This is a genomic window from Gilliamella apis (assembly GCF_030758615.1).
Lineage (GTDB): Bacteria > Pseudomonadota > Gammaproteobacteria > Enterobacterales > Orbaceae > Gilliamella > Gilliamella apis_A.
In genome coordinates, this window is the sequence record NZ_CP132381.1 from 1,789,546 (window position 1) to 1,805,921 (window position 16,376).

Below are 16,376 nucleotides of genomic sequence, written 5' to 3' on the forward strand. Positions count from 1 at the left end.
TTTGCCCTGCTACAGCAAATCCCTATAGATTTTATGTTGATAATGGTTATCATTTTCACTATATTATCCAGTCTAATTTTTAAGCCATGGTAGGTACATAAATCATGAAAAAGAAGTTTATGGGAAAATTGGTGCTATTTTTGCTAATTTTCAGTATTAATAGCTTTATTAATGTTTGTTCAGCTAGTCAAAGAATCGTTATTGCCGGCGGCGCCCTTACTGAAATTGTGTTTGCTCTGGGTGCTGGTGATCAGGTTGTCGGCGTAGATAAAACAAGTAGTTTTCCTGAAAAAGTTAAACAATTGCCACAAATTGGTTATTGGAAATTATTAAACATTGAAGGCATTTTATCGTTAAAACCATCACTGTTTATCACGTTAAATGATGTTGAACCTGAAAATATTATTGATCAAGTTAATCAGTCAAAAGTAGATGTTCTAGCGTTGAAACGTGTACCAGGGACAATTGAATTACTTTACGAAAATATTAATAAAATTGCAGTTAAATTAGATAAACAAAAAGAAGGTCAAGTGCTCATCAATCAAATCAGGACGAATCTTGCTGACCTAGAAACGAAAATTACTACACACCCACAAAAAACTAAGGTTTTAGCTTTAATGAGCATGGGAGGAACTAACTCAGTAGCAGGGAAAAACACAACTATTGATGCATTAATTACCATTGCTGGTGGTGAAAATCTTGCTAATCATAATAGCTTTAAAAGTTATACTGCCGAATCATTAATTACTCTTAATCCGGAAGTCATCATATTGAATAAACATTCAATTGATCAACTAGGCGGACTAGATAAAGTTAATACTATTCCAGGTATTATTGAAACTGCAGCGTTTAAAAATAATCGAATTACCATTATTGATGATAGCTATTTGTTCGGCATTGGCCCACGAGTTGATGAAGCAGCCAAAATACTTTTCCAAAGTTTTTATCCACAATAAGTTATTTTAAAGAATTTAATAAAATTTTTAATAATTGAAGCAATAGATGTGCACTTTATTATTTAGTATATCAGATTTGAAAGGACTAACATGTTAAAGTTTAAATATTTAAAAAATACCAGTTCATTAGCAATAGGTTTAACCTTAGCGTTACCTGCTATTGCTGCTGATAAACCTAATGAGCAAAACGATATTGATACTATTACCGTTACCGCTCATGAAGCAACGAAAAAACCCGGAACAAATACCGAAATTTCGGAACAAGATATTCGCCGTGATGGTGGGACTAATTTTGGCACCATTATGCGTTATCAACCGCTGATATCAGCATCTGGTAGTATTTCCGGCTCAGGTAGTGGCAAAAGCAGTTGGGACCGAGGTGGATTTACTGGTTATAACATCCGTGGTTTAGATGCTAACCGTGTTTCAATCGATATTGATGGTATGCCATTACCTATTGCCCAAGGTCGAGTTAATGGTGTTGGTCGGGCAGGATTTGGTTCTTATGGTATCGGGCGAGATTATATTGATACTTATATGTATAATAAAGTTGATATCCAATCTGGCGCAACCTCGGTAAGTAACGCTAACAATGCTTTAGGAGGCTCCGTATCATTTCAAACTAAAACCGCCAGTTATTATCTTTATCCAGGAAAACCAGCTATTTCGGTTTTCAAAACAACTATGACAGTGCCGACCGAAGTTATCACCAAGGTTTAACCATGGCTGGTGGTGATGAGTATCTCAATGGTATTTTAGTATTAAGCCGACGCGATGGGCAACAAACGCGTAATCATGGCGATTCAATCAGTAGCTATCCGGAAAATTGGCATTCTAATTCAATCTTAGCTGGTTTTGGTTGGCAAATGACCGATGAACATTTAATCAATACCACAATCGATTACAATAATAAAACCAAAAACTCTCATTATGATACTTGGGATAGATATGGTAAAAAAGTTGAATCATTTGATAAACAAAGAAGCAAAAACAATCGTTTCAATCTTGCAATTAAAGATCAATGGAAACCGACAAATATCAGTTGGATTGATAGTTTAACCACACAATTGAATTATCAACGAACTAATGTTTATGACAGTACCGACCTCCGTCATAAAACTAAAGGCAATTTTAATACCCAAACTAACTATAACACGAAATCTTATAACTTTATTACGACTCTAATCAAAAGTTATGATAATCAACGCATTAGTGCTGGTTTAAATGGTAAATGGAGCGAAGATGAATCGCCATTCTTCTCATCAGCTAAATCTCCAAATGCATCATTTTTTCCTGATGGAGATTATAGTAAACCTCAAGCCGATAGCCGTAGTTATCAACTCGGTGGCTTCTTCGAAGATCGGATAAACTTTAATGTTAATGACAGTAATAATTTTTATTTAGTTCCCGGTGTCAGAGCTGTTTACCAAAATACTAAACCTCGCAACCTTGAAAATATGTCATTATCAAAAATAAATAGTAGTCAATTGGGTAAACAATACAATAGCAATAGCGATTTTAAAGTATTACCATCCATGGCATTTATGTATGATATTACCCCTGATTTTACTGCTTATTTACAATATAAGCGAGCTGCACAAATGCCAAATCAGAACCAACTTTATGGCTCTTATTTAGCACATAGCACTAAGTATGTATTAGTGGGAGATTCAAACCTAAAAACTGAAACTAGTGACAACTTTGAATTAGGTTTAAAAGGGCAACCTGTATCAGGTGTGACACTTTCATCATCAGCTTTTTATAATAAATATAAAAACTTTATCGCTTATACTCGCTATAATAAAAACTTCGTTGGCGTTGGTAACCGTATTGTTTATCAAGCAGAGAACCGTGATAAAGCCTATATTTATGGTGCTGAACTAAGCAGTGAATTCAATATCGGAAAATGGATTGAACCGGTTAATGGTTTAAGTGCCAGATTCGCAATTGGTTATAACCAAGGCAAATCAAAATCGAGTTATTTAGGGGATAAATATATTGAAATGGATTCTATTGCCCCAATGAAAAGCACTATCGGCTTAGCATGGGACGATCCGAACAAATTTTATGGTGTAGCGATTACGGCAACTTTCCAAAAAGGCAAAAAAACTGAAGCAACATCTCGTGAAAGTTATGGTAATGATGGTAAACCAATTGCTAAATCTAAAGATGATTACTTTAGAATTGCTGGTCATGGTATTGTTGATTTAACAGGTTATATCAATATCACCAAAAATGTGAAACTAAATGGAGGGATCTACAATCTTACTGATCAAAAATATTGGGATTATCTAAGTAATAATAAATTATATAGTACATCAGATCATAAATACCTAGATATGTTTACTGCACCTGGCCGTACATTCCAACTAGGTTTAGACATTGATTTCTAAAATCAAATTATCCCAAGAATCAAATAACCCGCTTTTGCGGGGTATTTGATTATCATAACTGATATAACTATTGATTAACTTTATTTTTTGAATAATAAGAGTATATAGCAAAATCAGTTTAATCTTTTTAGCTATACTTTAATTTCAAGCAAAAATAAACTATTTAATCATTTAATTAAATCAAATAATTACATGATTATTGTAATCTTTGTTATATTATGCTCTTTTTTATCCAACTGAAAATCTAGGTGCAAAAATTAAGAAGAGAAACATGAAAAGATAACAACATATAGGAACAATTATAAAAAATATCCCGGTAATTCTTAAAAATTTATGAGATGAGAATAAAAGCAATATACCAATCGCTAATACAGCAAAATAAACCCACCAATAAATAATCAAGGTAAGTAAAAACACTCCCCAACCATTTAACACCATATTTAATTCCTTTTAAATCGTTTTATATCTACTGCCATAGATTCTATCATTATTTGAAAAATTTAAAAGCATGTGAAAAATAGATATTATTAATAAGTCACTATAAAACAAATCTAAAGCTATAATTGTGTTAATAACAACCAAACTACAATATGAGTATCAAAGCAACTGAAAACTAGACACAATTAATTCGCCAAAATGAATTAAATGTTGGAGATGATAAAAAAAGCTTTTTAAAATACACAACACTTAAGCTAATTTTCAAATTTGAGCACAATTTGCATTATAGAATTAAAGCAAAAATAATAAGCAGTTAGGTGCAAAATATTAGAGCTTTTAATTAAGATATAAAACAGCATGAATGTTAAAAAAATCACATTTATAATTTTATCATTGAACTAACGAATGAATAACTAAAACGTGGTGAATTGACGAACAGTAATGAAATGAATGAAATATTGAAAAAGCATAAAATTTGGATCTTTTCTTGTGGCGAAAATGGGGAGAAAGCAGACCTAAAAGATATCAACTTGACTAGTACTGATTTACCTGTATCAATTTTCATTATATTAGGTGAAGAATATTTTTTTTCAATATGTGGTGATTATGTCAGAGCTGGTTGTTCAAAACCACGCTTGCGTAATGTTCTCTCAAGCTCTTCCATATCAGCATCATAATTAACATAAACCTGCCCACTGGCATTTTTGAGACCCCCTTCAGCGCTACCACCTGAATATTTCATCATATCCATTAAATCGTTATAGCCAACCTCTAATTAAGATTCTCCATCATCGATTGAGTTAATTACTGATGTTTCATTTAGTATAAATACTCTGTCTGGATGGATTTTGCGTGATATTCGTGGCTTGATGGATTGATTATTGATTGACTACTCGTCAAACTGGTACTTCGTGACTTGGCCATAATTTTCGTCAGTCTCGTCTTGATTCCATTCACATGGTTTTAACTGACATTCCCAAGCAGGAATTAACTTAACAATAGCATCTTGAGGTGATAATCGGTTTATAACTTTGGTATCAACAGGCTTATCCCATGTTTGACCGTCTCGTAACTGAATAATTAACGCAGAATATCGACCAACAATACCTCGCTTGTCGGCTTCGACTATTGATGACCACAATTTATCATTAAATAGGTCCGTTACAATTTTTTCTCACGTTGTTAGTTTTGTGTCTTGTTCTCGAATATGACCGTCAATAAATTTGGGGGTAATCTAACCAGCAGATCCTATCCACAAATCCACGAGCGCCACCTGTTTTTTTGTATACCTTATAAAAATCACCGAATGTTAAATGTTCAGGATAACCAAATTCACGGTCGATAAATGCGCGCTTTGTATTATTTACCAAACCCGATGATGCATATGCTAATCTTTGTCTACTAATGTCTTGACTGCTGTTAGAAACCATTAGCTGATCATCTGTCGGTTTTAATAATTCATTATTACCTCATAAATAAACCTGCGGTTCGTTTTCGTCTATTACGATTAGAGACAGAAAAATAACGGAATGCATCAGCGGCATGTGATGCATGGTCATGGAGTGGCTTATCTCGCCAAGAACCATTTTTATCATCTCACGCTTTACGATACGCAACTAAACTAGCAATACCTTGCGCATATCTGTCAGAATCAAATGCACATATTGGTAATAACTAACGAACTGATTCGATGCCGTCATCAACGTTGTTTTTTGGGACAACTTTAAAGTTAATGCTGTATTTTTCCCCGTCAATATCATAACCTTCTTTAGCAATTTGTTTTCGGCTTTTACCATCACCCGACAACTCACGGTTATAAATATCATGAGGTGCCCAATGCTCTGCATACTTATAGCCAAACTCTTCATCTTTGCTCTTAAGCACTTTCATGTAATGCCTCAATCCTTCACCACTATTTTCATAGTAGTCAATGATATGAAATTCATCACCAACCTTACGCACAAACCAAATAGCTGTTGATTCTCCCACACCTAAATCCCAGTATGTATAAACATCCAAATGACTAATCGGATAATGTTGTGATGCGATTTGGGCTAAGATTGCGTAATAAGCGCACTCTATTGATTGTTGGAATGCTTCGCTTGGTATAGATGGATATTCACACTTCATATCGTTGCCTAGCGTTTTCTCTTTAAATGCCTGCACACTTACGTGTTTACCTAACAATTCAAGATTCTTTGTTTTATTTGGCCACTTAATTTTTTTCATAATCGCATCAGAGTCACCGCTTCTGATAATGGCGATATCCAATCCTGATAATATAGTTCGCCAAGTTCTCGGCCATTTTTTAATCGGGAGGAAGACAACCGAGCTATTGAGAGAATCCTCTATATCCATCTGGTCTATTTCAACTAATCGCTTTAGCACATAGTCGGCATCTATTTTGTTACGTTCATTGCGATGTTGCCTAAGTTCTTGAATAGAGTTTTGAACTGAAGTTTTCTGAAGTAATTGGTAAGATAATTGTGCAAACGTCTTTTGACTATATCCTGCTCGGATTGCTGCTTATGTCGCACTGAGAGCTACTAAATAGTCACGACAAAACAGCTCCTGTTTGTCTGTGAGCTTTGTCATATTTATACCTTTATTTTTTGGATAATAAAAAAGCCGCACTAAGCGGCTATATAAAGTTTATGTATAACATAAAAATTTTATAAATTACTAGATAACATATTGAGTAAAAATGTAGCAGAGTATGTTAAGCCTAAAAGTGATGTACTCAATATTATGCATAGAACAAAACCAACAAGGTCTCTAATTTTGGACTGTTTATCTTCCTTTTTGTAGAAGCGATGACTACAGTAAACTATATAAAATAATAGAAAAGAATAAAATAATACAGATAATCCATATAATATCTTATTATTAAGGATTTTTGATAAAAATAAAAATATAGCTAAAATAAAACAGAGGTTAAATAATTTATTAAATATTTCAATTATATTGTTGGCTAACTGAAATAAAAAATTGTTTTCTTCTTGCATATTCACTCCTTTTTTAACTTTAAAAAATGGAGGGAAATTATACGTTGTGCTTAATAAATTCTAATAACTTAATTTTGTAAATTTTTATTACAATAATTAATTAGTTACCTTACAAATCAAAATGTTATCCAATTTCTACCAATCATCGGTAATTAAACGATATATTAAACCAATAATTTGATCTGATCTTGTTCTTCCAATTCTTTCATTCTTGATTGATATGCAAGCTTCTTATCTTGCCGTTTCCTAAGTAAACGACCCGATAAACTGGCTATATCTTTTTCTTTCATATATTCCAGCATTAGGTCATTATATTGCTTGATGTGGCTATGTTGCATTTTAATGAGCTATTCAGCCATCCAGTTAAATGCATTAATGTATGCCTCTTTTATTTGAGAAGCGGCTTTGCCTGTAAATCCCATAACTAAGAATACAAAACCATCTTTAGTCATTTTATAAAATGAAAAGCCATCTAAGGCCCTATAAAACTCATTCCTAAGTGATCCTTTATTAGAATTGTCAGTGTGATTGACGTAGATTGTAGAATTGATAGCGGTGCGTTTTCGCACCGATTGAAGTTAAATTTGCTGAATTTTAGGCACAAAAAAACCGCTCTAGGCGGCAGTTGTTTATTGTTTGTTAGTTTTTTTTAACGATTCAATTTCTTTTGATAATTCCTGTATCGCTTTTACAATCGGAGGAATAAATGAATCGTAGCTCAATGAATAAACATCACTTCCTCCTTTAACTGAGGCATGGTGTAATCCTGAAAAATCAACTCCCATTTTTTTACAAAGAGCTTCTACTTCTTGAGCTATAAACCATTCGTGTTCACGAGTGCGTTTTTTAGTTTTTGCTAAATAATCAGCCTCATTAAACTCTAGTTTTGTTTTATAGATTGGTTGTTTATTTTCATCTAAGCCAACTTGAATTTTATGATCATCAAAATAATCATCTCTTATATTCCATTTTCCACGAACGGGACGTAAACCTAAAATAAAATCTAGACCTAAATCACAATCTCTAATATCAGTTTTATCCCTAATGTCTGAACGTAATTGCAAAGATTGATAGGCATAAGGTGTTGTGAATGAATTACCTAGTTGAATTTCATTACTGCCTTTTACTGATGATTTATATCCTATTGCTGTTGAATTATAAACATTAGTACATTCTGAACCATCTATCATAAACTCCATTGCTCTAGAGCCAATTGCTGTATTTCTTATTTGATTACCATTTTCACCCAGAAAGTTTAAAGCACGAAAACCTATAGCTGTATTATCAGATTTACCACCACTAGTTAATGCCCCAGCTCCAACAACTGTGCTATTTTTTGCTGTAGTACCAGATGCTAAAGCGTTATATCCAACAATTGTATTGTAATTGCAATTAGTAGTTGAATCGATTTCTGAAAAATAATTAACGACTAACGTTGTTCCTTCACCAACAATATTTTCAGGAGCTGTACAAATATATGTATTTTCATCGATAACGTTTATAACTAACCAGAGATAATCTGCAGTTATAGAATTTAATATTCCCGTTTTAAATAAAATTTTAACTGTAAATCCAGAAGTATAACCATGATTTGGTTGTGTAATAGAAATTATGCCATTTGAAACAGTATATTCACCATTTGCCTTTTCATTTGTTAACTCTTTCCCTGTCGGACTGACATTGGATTCTAATAATCTACCAGCACAAAAACCTACAGCAGTATTATTCAATCCTCTTTTGAGGTATTGTAAAGATTTATCACCTAATGCAGTATGTCCATCTGAATGTGTATAAAATAGTGTTGACGCTCCCACTGCTACACAGTTATTTTTATCCGTAGGGAAAGTATTAATTATTTTTTTATCAAAATTGACAGGGCAATCACCAGCCCCTGATGCTACACCAATATGAATATTACTATTTCCAGTTACATTAGTTTGCCCTGCATTTCTGCCTATGGCAATATTGTTATACCCTGTTGTATTATAACGCATGGTATTATCGCCAAAAGCAGCATTGCGACTACCAGTTACATTATCTCCAGTGCCGTTATTACTAAATAAACTTTCAAAACCAAAAGCGGTATTATAAACACCATTCTCCATTGAATAGAGTGCTTGATATCCGATTGCGTAGTTATTTTTAACATTAATAGCATTAAACATAGCTCTCGGCCCAATTGCAATTAGATTTGTACCTATTGCGCCATTTGGTGTTTCTTCTATTTTACTCAACGCATCCTGTCCAATAGCTTGTATATATCTTCCTGACCGAATAGACATCGAATGATACAAAGCAGGGATTAAAGTACCATCTTTTCTACGAAAGAAGCCATTACAATATTTATTACCTGTATAAACTTTAGTGACAAGATACGTCAAACCACATAAATCAATAAGTTTATCTTTTAAAGTTTCTTCAATCTTACGGAATACATTATCTTCATTTGTTAGACCATCACCAATAGCGCCAAAATCTTTAACGGAAATATTATCAGCATTTTTATCATGTAGAGTTCTAACAATTGCGTCAGGAAATGAATGTTTTACCATAATGTTGGTATCATCTATTACATCATAACTAATATTACTTAAATTTGATTGAGTAACATGTTCTAATATTACCTGACTACCTTTAATTGGAGCATTATTAAATACTATTTTGACACCTAATGGGTTATTTAAACCCGCAATGCGATAATTGTTAACCTGAATACCTTTAACCTTCACAATAAGATTTGATGCATTGACTATTTGGCATAAAAATGGGAAAACAGCAGTACTACCATCTGCTATATATTCAATTTTGGTTTGTTGCTTAGAGACTGACACTATTTATCTCCTTTGGCTTCTAAAGTGTCGAAAAATTCTGTGCTTTGCTCGGAATAGTTCTACATTGATGCTTTGTGTTTACCTAAATAACAAGCTAAACCAGCTACACTTGGGCGACCTACTTTTTTCTTATCGCCCTTTTTCATAATATTTCCTTAAATTAACTTAAATATACATGATTGCAGGTATTTTTCTTTCTCCTTCACCTAAACTAGGGTTATTTATAATTTTCCCTTTGTACCACAATGATGCACTACCACCTCCATCAAGATTAAATGCATTCATGCAACCAAGAGCTCTCAATTTTCTAGCTATTTGATCCATTGTACAACCAGCAATTCCAGATTTGCCATCAACCGCAAGCAATATATAACTTCCATCATTTTTCTGTCCTAAACACATTCTAGCGGATAAATTTTTAAACCAACCATAATGAGTTACCAACTCATATGGAAGCGGGTCATATACCTCACCATCGACAACAAGTGGAGATTGGAATGTAGCTGTTTGCCATGCATTTTCAGCAATGCTAGCTGAGGCAATCATTAATGGGTTATTGGAACTATAGTTAGGTGTAGAGAAATCGCGACATGTTAATCTATTGTATCTATCAATGACAAGCATGCTACGTGCCCACCAAAAATTTTCTGTTCCATAAGTATCATATACAGTCCCATTTACAACGATATCACCAAGTTTTTTACTTGGAACATTCCAAGAACTGCTATTCCATGCTAGGGTTGCATTATCAATAGATTTCATCCAGTCTGATAGTGTTTTAAAATCAAAGCTATTAGCTGCTTGTTGTATTTTTCGGTAATCATTGACTTGAAACTCAATAAGGTATGAGGTTGCATCATTAAGATCTGAATCACTCTCTTTTATAATTGGTTCTGAAATATAATCATTTCTTGACGGCTTAATTATATTTAATTTTTGCTCATTATAAGTATTTGTTACGTTAGCAGAAGAATCATTTCTAATGGTTTTTATTTCTCCTGAAGCATAGAATTCATTGTTATAGTATTGACCATTTGTTACTTCCTTACTAAACCATAATAATGCTGTATTTGTTTTTGCAATATCTGTGTGAAATTTATTATTAAAAATAAAAACACTATCAGTGGATTCAATTTTTACGGCTACTGATATACAATGAAATCTACAATCATGTATTCGCCAAAATTTACTTGGATAAGTATTTCCTTTTGTTTGTGCATTGAAATTGGCATCACCAATAATAACGGCATAACCTGATTCAATACCACGATCAAATACACAATTGAATAAATCAACATTAACACATCCCGTTGCCCTAATATTACTCGCTCTTTGGTTAGAAGTTAAATTTGAGTTATGAACTTTTACATCAGTACAGGCCTCTAATTTTATAGTGTCTGTTATTGTACTGGCTGTAATATTATTAATCATAAGTCCATTACAAAAGTATGCTCTAATCCCGCCATGCTTTAACATCTCCCTATCACGCAATGAACCTGTGATAACCAAATTATCTAAAATTATTTTAGATAATCTTGCTGTACTCGTACCAATTAAAGATATACTAGAAGCGACACAATTTGCTATACGGGTATTTAAAATACGAATTTCACTAGCGGCAAATGACATTGTAGGTTCAATATAGATTCCATTTAGGAATTCTTGAAATTCACAATTGTCGATTAATACGTGATTAGCATTTAGAACAGTTAATCCATTGAATGCTCGGCTCTTAATCGAAGTAAATTTACAACAACGAATAGAATATCCACTTGTTATGGTACGCGATTGACCAATTTGAAGGCTCGAATGTAAAAAATTCACACCGTTTAATTCAACAGGAATATAGATTTGTTCATTATCTTTTGGCGCAATTTTCACTACTAGATTATTAAATGTTACATTTGAAACATTCATTCTACGTCCAATATAAAAAACCACACTAGGGGAAAGATCTTCATTGTCAGGAGCCTTAAAAGAAACAACGCCAGTGGAAATAAACTGTCTTTTTAATTCAATATCTGACGAAATAATATAAGTGCCACTCGGGAATAATAAAATTCCACCATTTTTATACGTTTCATCAATTGCCTTAATAATAGCTAAGGTGTCATCCTGTAGCCCATCCCCTACGGCTCCGAAGTCTTTAACTGAAACAATATTTGATTTTTTATCATACTCTTGTGATGAATTCATTTAATTATCTCCATAATAGTCATTTTGTCATCATTGCATTGTCTGAGTTCGTTCAACAACTCAGTGTAAAAAATTGGACACTGTGTCCAAGTTATTCTTTTATTAATATGTGGCTCATTATTTGGCTGTGTTAGCGAAGCAGTAATATTACATTGATAAACATACTCAGTTTTTGCCATTCCGTATCCAGTCAGAAATATTGCTAGGCATAATTTCATTAGCACAATGATTATTTTTAAGCGCATCTTTCATTTGCTCGTGAAGTCGTTTAATTGATATAGCGTCTCGGGCTTTTTCTTGCTCTCGTTGTGCTATGATTTGATTATTTTTTTCGATAACTTGCTGTAGTTTTTCCAATTGAGAGGTTAGTTCTGTTAGTTGTTTTTTTGCAGTTTGTTCATCCTCAAAACATTGATAAGCAAAACAGCTAGCAAAAACTGTAATAACTAATAGAACTATTGGTGACAATCGATAAATTTGTTTTAATTTATCCATTAGACTAACCCATTTAAGTTAACTGTTTTTCCACCCTGTTAAACTTCTGTTAGAACGATTTGACGGTTGTTACTTGAACGAAACCCGATGTGAATCCATTGATTGTGTTCCTGAATTAATTTATCAAACTGAACACCATCATCAATGAGTTGCTGACAGATTTATTTAGGTGTTCCAAACGAACTATGGAAATCAACAGCTAGCCCTTTGGTGTGAGAGCTAATTGATACACCGCCCCCTGCATTTAATACTGGACAACGATATCCAGATGTAATGACGATAGATTTGCCTAGCGCTTTTCTGACTAATTCAAGTTTAATAGCTGTCAGTTGAATATTTGCCATTAACTCATCTGGTACTCGATTATCTATTTTCAATCGGAGAGCTGTTGTTGAGCGAGTAAATTTATCTAATGTAAAATGCTCTGTTAATTTCATTGATCATTCCCTCTAGCCTTTTTGATTAGTCTCTCTTCCAGCGCTTTAATTAGCGTTGCACCTGACCAACCAGCCAGCCCAGCAACGCCACCAGCTAATTTGAAATCTAGATTGAAATAACTAGCACCCAGCAAAGTGCCAATGCGGAACGTGTCGCCATTCATAATGTGATAGTAATAGCTAGCTAATGAACCTAATAAAGTGATAAAAAGTAAATATACAACAACCGTCCAATTGATGTTGTTTGGGTCTTTTATTGGCATGACTAAATCTTCATATTAGTTAATAGAAATGACAGCATACTAGCTAATGATTAGTAGTGTGTGTATCTAGCGTTGCTGTCGATTAGATGTTGAGTGAATTACTCAAAATTTAGGTATAAAAAAGCCCCAGTAGTTAGCTGAGGCTATTTAGTATAAAATCACATTGAATTAATTAGGTAAAAAATACATTGTCAATTTTCTGTATTATTAAAAATCACAGTCATAATTGATTCCTTCCGACTTTAAATAGTCTTTAATTCCATTTATTGAAAATCTTTCTGAATCTTCAACATTAATTATAGGAGTAATAAATTCTTTTTTTAACTCATCCGGCTTAGATGATAATAACTCATTATTATGAAACCATTCAACTTTTGATTCATTTTCAAAAGTTGAATACGATATTTCAATATAATTTTCTATTTTACCTGAAATACAATGGTTTGATTTTTTGTTTAATTCATAAACTAAAGAATTATTATTAGGTGTGAAAAATTCATACACGACTCCGGTGGATGAATTTCTATGAATAGAGTTATTATAAAGTTTCAGTGGTATTTTAATTTTATTATTGCCATATTGATTCAAAACAATAAAAGATTTCACTGTTGGATGTTCTGAAATTCTCAGTGGACCGCCAATGTTTTCAAGTTGCAATACTCGATCGGTATATATATTTCCTTTTTTAATTAGAGTTTCATTTACTATAAAGAATGGCTCATTGGAGATTTTATCGATTTGATACTGTCTTATAGCGAAATATACTAAAAAAATTGTTAAGAAGACATTAACTACAATTGAACATATATTAACTTTTTCGCTTACAGTTAAATTTTTTTTATTTTTTTTTTAAATTTATTTTTAGTCATATTTTAATTGAAACTGAATATGTTATCTTTAAAAATATATATAATTTATATATTATCATGTGGCAGTCATATATCCTATCTAATTATTTACACTGCTGAGTAACAAACTTATTATCATTACCATGATTTATTTCTATTAATAGAATAAATAACTTTTCATAAAATCCATATAAAATTAAAATTTTTCAGATAAATAGTATTAACTTTTATCATAGGTTAACCTATATTCATAAACATCCACAGGGAGTTGATAAAGTAAAACATCAGCTTTCGATGAGGGCTTAAATATAACAACTGCTTATTTAAAAAGCAAGGTGATTATATGGTATTAACTAGAGCTGAGATTCAAAGAAAAAGCGACAGAAAAACGAGAAGTTAAAGTAAAAGACTTCAAACTACACGTTGATGATATAGCATTAATTGAACAGGCACGTAAAAACCTAAATATAACACAAGCTCAACTTATTATTGATGCTGTTAAATTCTATCTTGATAACAAAAAAGCCTCTTAATTGAGGCTTATCTAATAACCTTAATATATTACAAAATTTAATCTAAAGGAAACTTTATGAATAATTATTTTAATAACTCTTTTAAACAAAAAATCATTTTAACCCTTATCACTGCTGTAAGTTCCGCTTTAATTACCCTGATTTTCTCATGTACATTTCAAAAGTGGGAAAAAAAAGGAAGGTGAAAAATGGTTACAGATTTTGGCTATTGAGAAAAACTATCATGGTAGCGATATAATTTGCCAATATATTAATGATGTAAAAAATAAAATAAATAATATAGATAATTTAAATTTATTTGATAATAAACTCCTACTACCTGATGCCGTTTTATCTGTTCTATCAATATATAGCTTTAACTTGAATAAAACCGGATTATTAAAGAAGGATGACGCTGAGAATACTATCAATTTTCATATCAGTTATAAAACTCAATAATAATGTTTTCAGAGTCTTCGACATTTAATAATGTACGGATTTAGTCCAAAAACACTTGACGCTTTATTGGAAAATCTAATGACAACAGACAAATACAAAAGAAAAGTTTTAAATTCAGCTAATATAGAATTATTCACAAAAATGCAATACAGATTAGCTGAAATATTGAGTTAATAAAAAGCCCAACTATTTTAGTGTGCTTAAATTCTATGCGCTTAAAACAGCATCTTAGGTACATTATCCCTTTAAACGTTTAAACAGTCAAGTATTTAATATTAGTTTTATGATAAAAATACCATTTTTATACTTGCCGTAATTGTTTCTTTTCTAGCTGTTGTTTAAACATCAAGTCAATAAAAGCACCGCCGCCAAAATGATCGTGCATTCTTACACCGAAATTAGACCCCAGCATTTTAAAAACATCGTATAAGCGATTGTCTATTTAGAAATCATTCAACCAAAGCATGTGATGAACTAAACAAATTAGGTTGGTTCTGCTTACCTCAATCTTATCTTTTCTTGTTTTTGTAACCCCACCCAACCACTTAATAGCCTCGTCAAACTTACTAGCAAGTAAATCTTGGTAACGTGGTATCTTGAAGTTTTCATAGAATAAAGGAGTAATGGAATTTTCTATATTTGATACTTTTAGTTTTTGCGTTGCTACAGTTCCGTCGGTTGAAGATTCAATCCCTGTTATTTGATATGGCCACGCTTTATATTCATTCCCTTTCCACCAAATAGATTTTGCAGATAAATCATTTTTATCTTTACCGTATTGTTCAATCTCCTCGTCCGAGTATGGAACATCATAGGCATGGAATTTCAATATGCCTATATTAAAGTCAGAGCCCATTTTTCATTATGAATATTAATTCCAAGTCCAGCTACTTGAGTGTATCCGTCACCAAAATTAACCTCTCTTACATTTTGACCATATGACATTTCTATTGTGTCTTGTAATTGCGTTTTCCACGTAAATATATCCATCGATTCCCCTCCTGTAGATAAGTTTGAACAAAATACATTTAATTCCTTGATTGCATCGCTTTGTAAATCGCCCCGTTTTGCGCTAGTGCTTTATCAATGCCTTCTATCACAGCTTGGTTAATGGTTTCCTTATATGCCTTAACTAATCGCTGCTTATCTTGTTCCGACTCTCGTTGTTCATTCGACACTGCAATGACTTTCACATTGGTCCTCATATTAACATTCGTTGAGGAGCTGGAATTTCGAAGATGTGAAAGATTAACATTTCCCTTCACGTACCAACCATTGGCGTAACCATCAATTACTCCACCAGTATAAGCTTGCTGATCCCCTCCTGTGGCGGCTCAAGCCCCTCCCATGCCTATCCACTTCATTGATGTTTGAATAGCCAGTGCAACTAATAATTTATTAATAATTTCAATAATGTTAGTTAAAATGGATTTAGTTAATGATTTAAAATCCATTTTCCCTGTTGTTACTAATTCAGTTAATGAATGACTAATTGAGTTCATAGCATTATTAGCAACATCACGAAAACCTTTAAATACATTTT

At 32.5% G+C, this 16,376-nt stretch carries 17 protein-coding genes and 2 pseudogenes; 5 read left to right on the forward strand and 14 right to left on the reverse strand.

From position 1 onward, the window contains the following. The first annotated feature begins 104 nt into the window (after positions 1 to 104). The 4 genes from RAM17_RS08205 (at position 105) to RAM17_RS08220 (ending at position 4,464) form a co-directional block, all read left to right on the forward strand. Positions 105 to 956, forward strand: a complete 852-nt coding sequence (locus RAM17_RS08205) for a heme/hemin ABC transporter substrate-binding protein (protein WP_110447700.1) — start codon at positions 105 to 107, stop codon at positions 954 to 956. 90 nt (positions 957 to 1,046) lie between these two features. Then, on the forward strand, positions 1,047 to 1,676 hold the full coding sequence (locus RAM17_RS08210; RefSeq protein ID WP_306239837.1) for a TonB-dependent receptor plug domain-containing protein: 630 nt from the start codon (positions 1,047 to 1,049) through the stop codon (positions 1,674 to 1,676). A 2-nt stretch (positions 1,677 to 1,678) separates the two neighbouring features. Further along, positions 1,679 to 3,349: a TonB-dependent receptor domain-containing protein gene (locus tag RAM17_RS08215; protein WP_306239839.1), complete on the forward strand. Its 1,671-nt coding sequence runs from the start codon at positions 1,679 to 1,681 to the stop codon at positions 3,347 to 3,349. A gap of 866 nt (positions 3,350 to 4,215) precedes the next feature. Beyond that, positions 4,216 to 4,464 carry a hypothetical protein gene (locus tag RAM17_RS08220; protein WP_146208317.1) on the forward strand — a complete coding sequence of 83 codons (249 nt, stop codon included), beginning with the start codon at positions 4,216 to 4,218 and terminating at the stop codon, positions 4,462 to 4,464. A gap of 212 nt (positions 4,465 to 4,676) precedes the next feature. Here RAM17_RS08220 and RAM17_RS08225 read toward each other — a convergent pair whose 3' ends face one another. The 10 genes and pseudogenes from RAM17_RS08225 to RAM17_RS08265 form a co-directional block, all read right to left on the reverse strand. Beyond that, positions 4,677 to 4,928, reverse strand: coding sequence for a hypothetical protein (locus tag RAM17_RS08225; protein ID WP_110447697.1), 252 nt, complete (start codon positions 4,926 to 4,928; stop codon positions 4,677 to 4,679). A 323-nt stretch (positions 4,929 to 5,251) separates the two neighbouring features. Further along, positions 5,252 to 6,307, reverse strand: a pseudogene (locus tag RAM17_RS08230) (terminase small subunit). 649 nt (positions 6,308 to 6,956) lie between these two features. Then, the gene (locus RAM17_RS08235) at positions 6,957 to 7,130 is read right to left on the reverse strand and encodes a hypothetical protein (RefSeq protein ID WP_110447694.1); all 174 of its coding nucleotides are present in this window, start codon (positions 7,128 to 7,130) and stop codon (positions 6,957 to 6,959) included. A gap of 15 nt (positions 7,131 to 7,145) precedes the next feature. Continuing rightward, positions 7,146 to 7,253 (reverse strand): annotated as a pseudogene (locus tag RAM17_RS12580) (Rha family transcriptional regulator); the annotation flags it as partial. Positions 7,254 to 7,421: 168 nt separating this feature from the next. Then, entirely contained in the window at positions 7,422 to 9,623 is a 2,202-nt protein-coding gene (locus tag RAM17_RS08240) for a tail fiber domain-containing protein (RefSeq protein WP_110447693.1), read from the reverse strand. A gap of 165 nt (positions 9,624 to 9,788) precedes the next feature. Then, positions 9,789 to 11,819 carry a phosphodiester glycosidase family protein gene (locus RAM17_RS08245; RefSeq protein ID WP_110447692.1) on the reverse strand — a complete coding sequence of 677 codons (2,031 nt, stop codon included), beginning with the start codon at positions 11,817 to 11,819 and terminating at the stop codon, positions 9,789 to 9,791. Positions 11,820 to 11,984: 165 nt separating this feature from the next. Then, a complete protein-coding gene (locus RAM17_RS08250) occupies positions 11,985 to 12,314 on the reverse strand; it encodes a hypothetical protein (protein WP_110447690.1) in 330 nt (109 codons plus the stop codon). Positions 12,315 to 12,475: 161 nt separating this feature from the next. Further along, positions 12,476 to 12,751 carry a D-Ala-D-Ala carboxypeptidase family metallohydrolase gene (locus tag RAM17_RS08255; RefSeq protein WP_110447689.1) on the reverse strand — a complete coding sequence of 92 codons (276 nt, stop codon included), beginning with the start codon at positions 12,749 to 12,751 and terminating at the stop codon, positions 12,476 to 12,478. Then, positions 12,748 to 13,014, reverse strand: coding sequence for a holin (locus RAM17_RS08260; RefSeq protein WP_110447688.1), 267 nt, complete (start codon positions 13,012 to 13,014; stop codon positions 12,748 to 12,750). Before RAM17_RS08260 ends, RAM17_RS08255 begins: the two co-directional genes overlap by 4 nt. A gap of 207 nt (positions 13,015 to 13,221) precedes the next feature. Further along, on the reverse strand, positions 13,222 to 13,671 hold the full coding sequence (locus tag RAM17_RS08265; RefSeq protein WP_110447687.1) for a hypothetical protein: 450 nt from the start codon (positions 13,669 to 13,671) through the stop codon (positions 13,222 to 13,224). A gap of 925 nt (positions 13,672 to 14,596) precedes the next feature. On the opposite strand from RAM17_RS08265, the gene RAM17_RS08270 reads away from it, so the two are divergent. Then, on the forward strand, positions 14,597 to 14,833 hold the full coding sequence (locus tag RAM17_RS08270; RefSeq protein ID WP_110447686.1) for a hypothetical protein: 237 nt from the start codon (positions 14,597 to 14,599) through the stop codon (positions 14,831 to 14,833). Between the two features lie 442 nt (positions 14,834 to 15,275). Here RAM17_RS08270 and RAM17_RS08275 read toward each other — a convergent pair whose 3' ends face one another. The 4 genes from RAM17_RS08275 to RAM17_RS08290 all read right to left on the reverse strand — a co-directional run bounded on the left by RAM17_RS08275 (position 15,276) and on the right by RAM17_RS08290 (position 16,335). Then, on the reverse strand, positions 15,276 to 15,689 hold the full coding sequence (locus tag RAM17_RS08275) for a hypothetical protein (protein ID WP_110447685.1): 414 nt from the start codon (positions 15,687 to 15,689) through the stop codon (positions 15,276 to 15,278). After that, positions 15,668 to 15,823, reverse strand: a complete 156-nt coding sequence (locus tag RAM17_RS08280) for a phage tail protein (RefSeq protein WP_110447684.1) — start codon at positions 15,821 to 15,823, stop codon at positions 15,668 to 15,670. Before RAM17_RS08280 ends, RAM17_RS08275 begins: the two co-directional genes overlap by 22 nt. Positions 15,824 to 15,861: 38 nt before the next feature. Then, complete coding sequence (locus RAM17_RS08285) at positions 15,862 to 16,038, reverse strand: hypothetical protein (RefSeq protein ID WP_181414654.1); 177 nt, start codon at positions 16,036 to 16,038, stop codon at positions 15,862 to 15,864. A 129-nt stretch (positions 16,039 to 16,167) separates the two neighbouring features. After that, a complete protein-coding gene (locus RAM17_RS08290; protein WP_110447683.1) occupies positions 16,168 to 16,335 on the reverse strand; it encodes a phage tail tape measure C-terminal domain-containing protein in 168 nt (55 codons plus the stop codon). Positions 16,336 to 16,376: the final 41 nt, after the last annotated feature.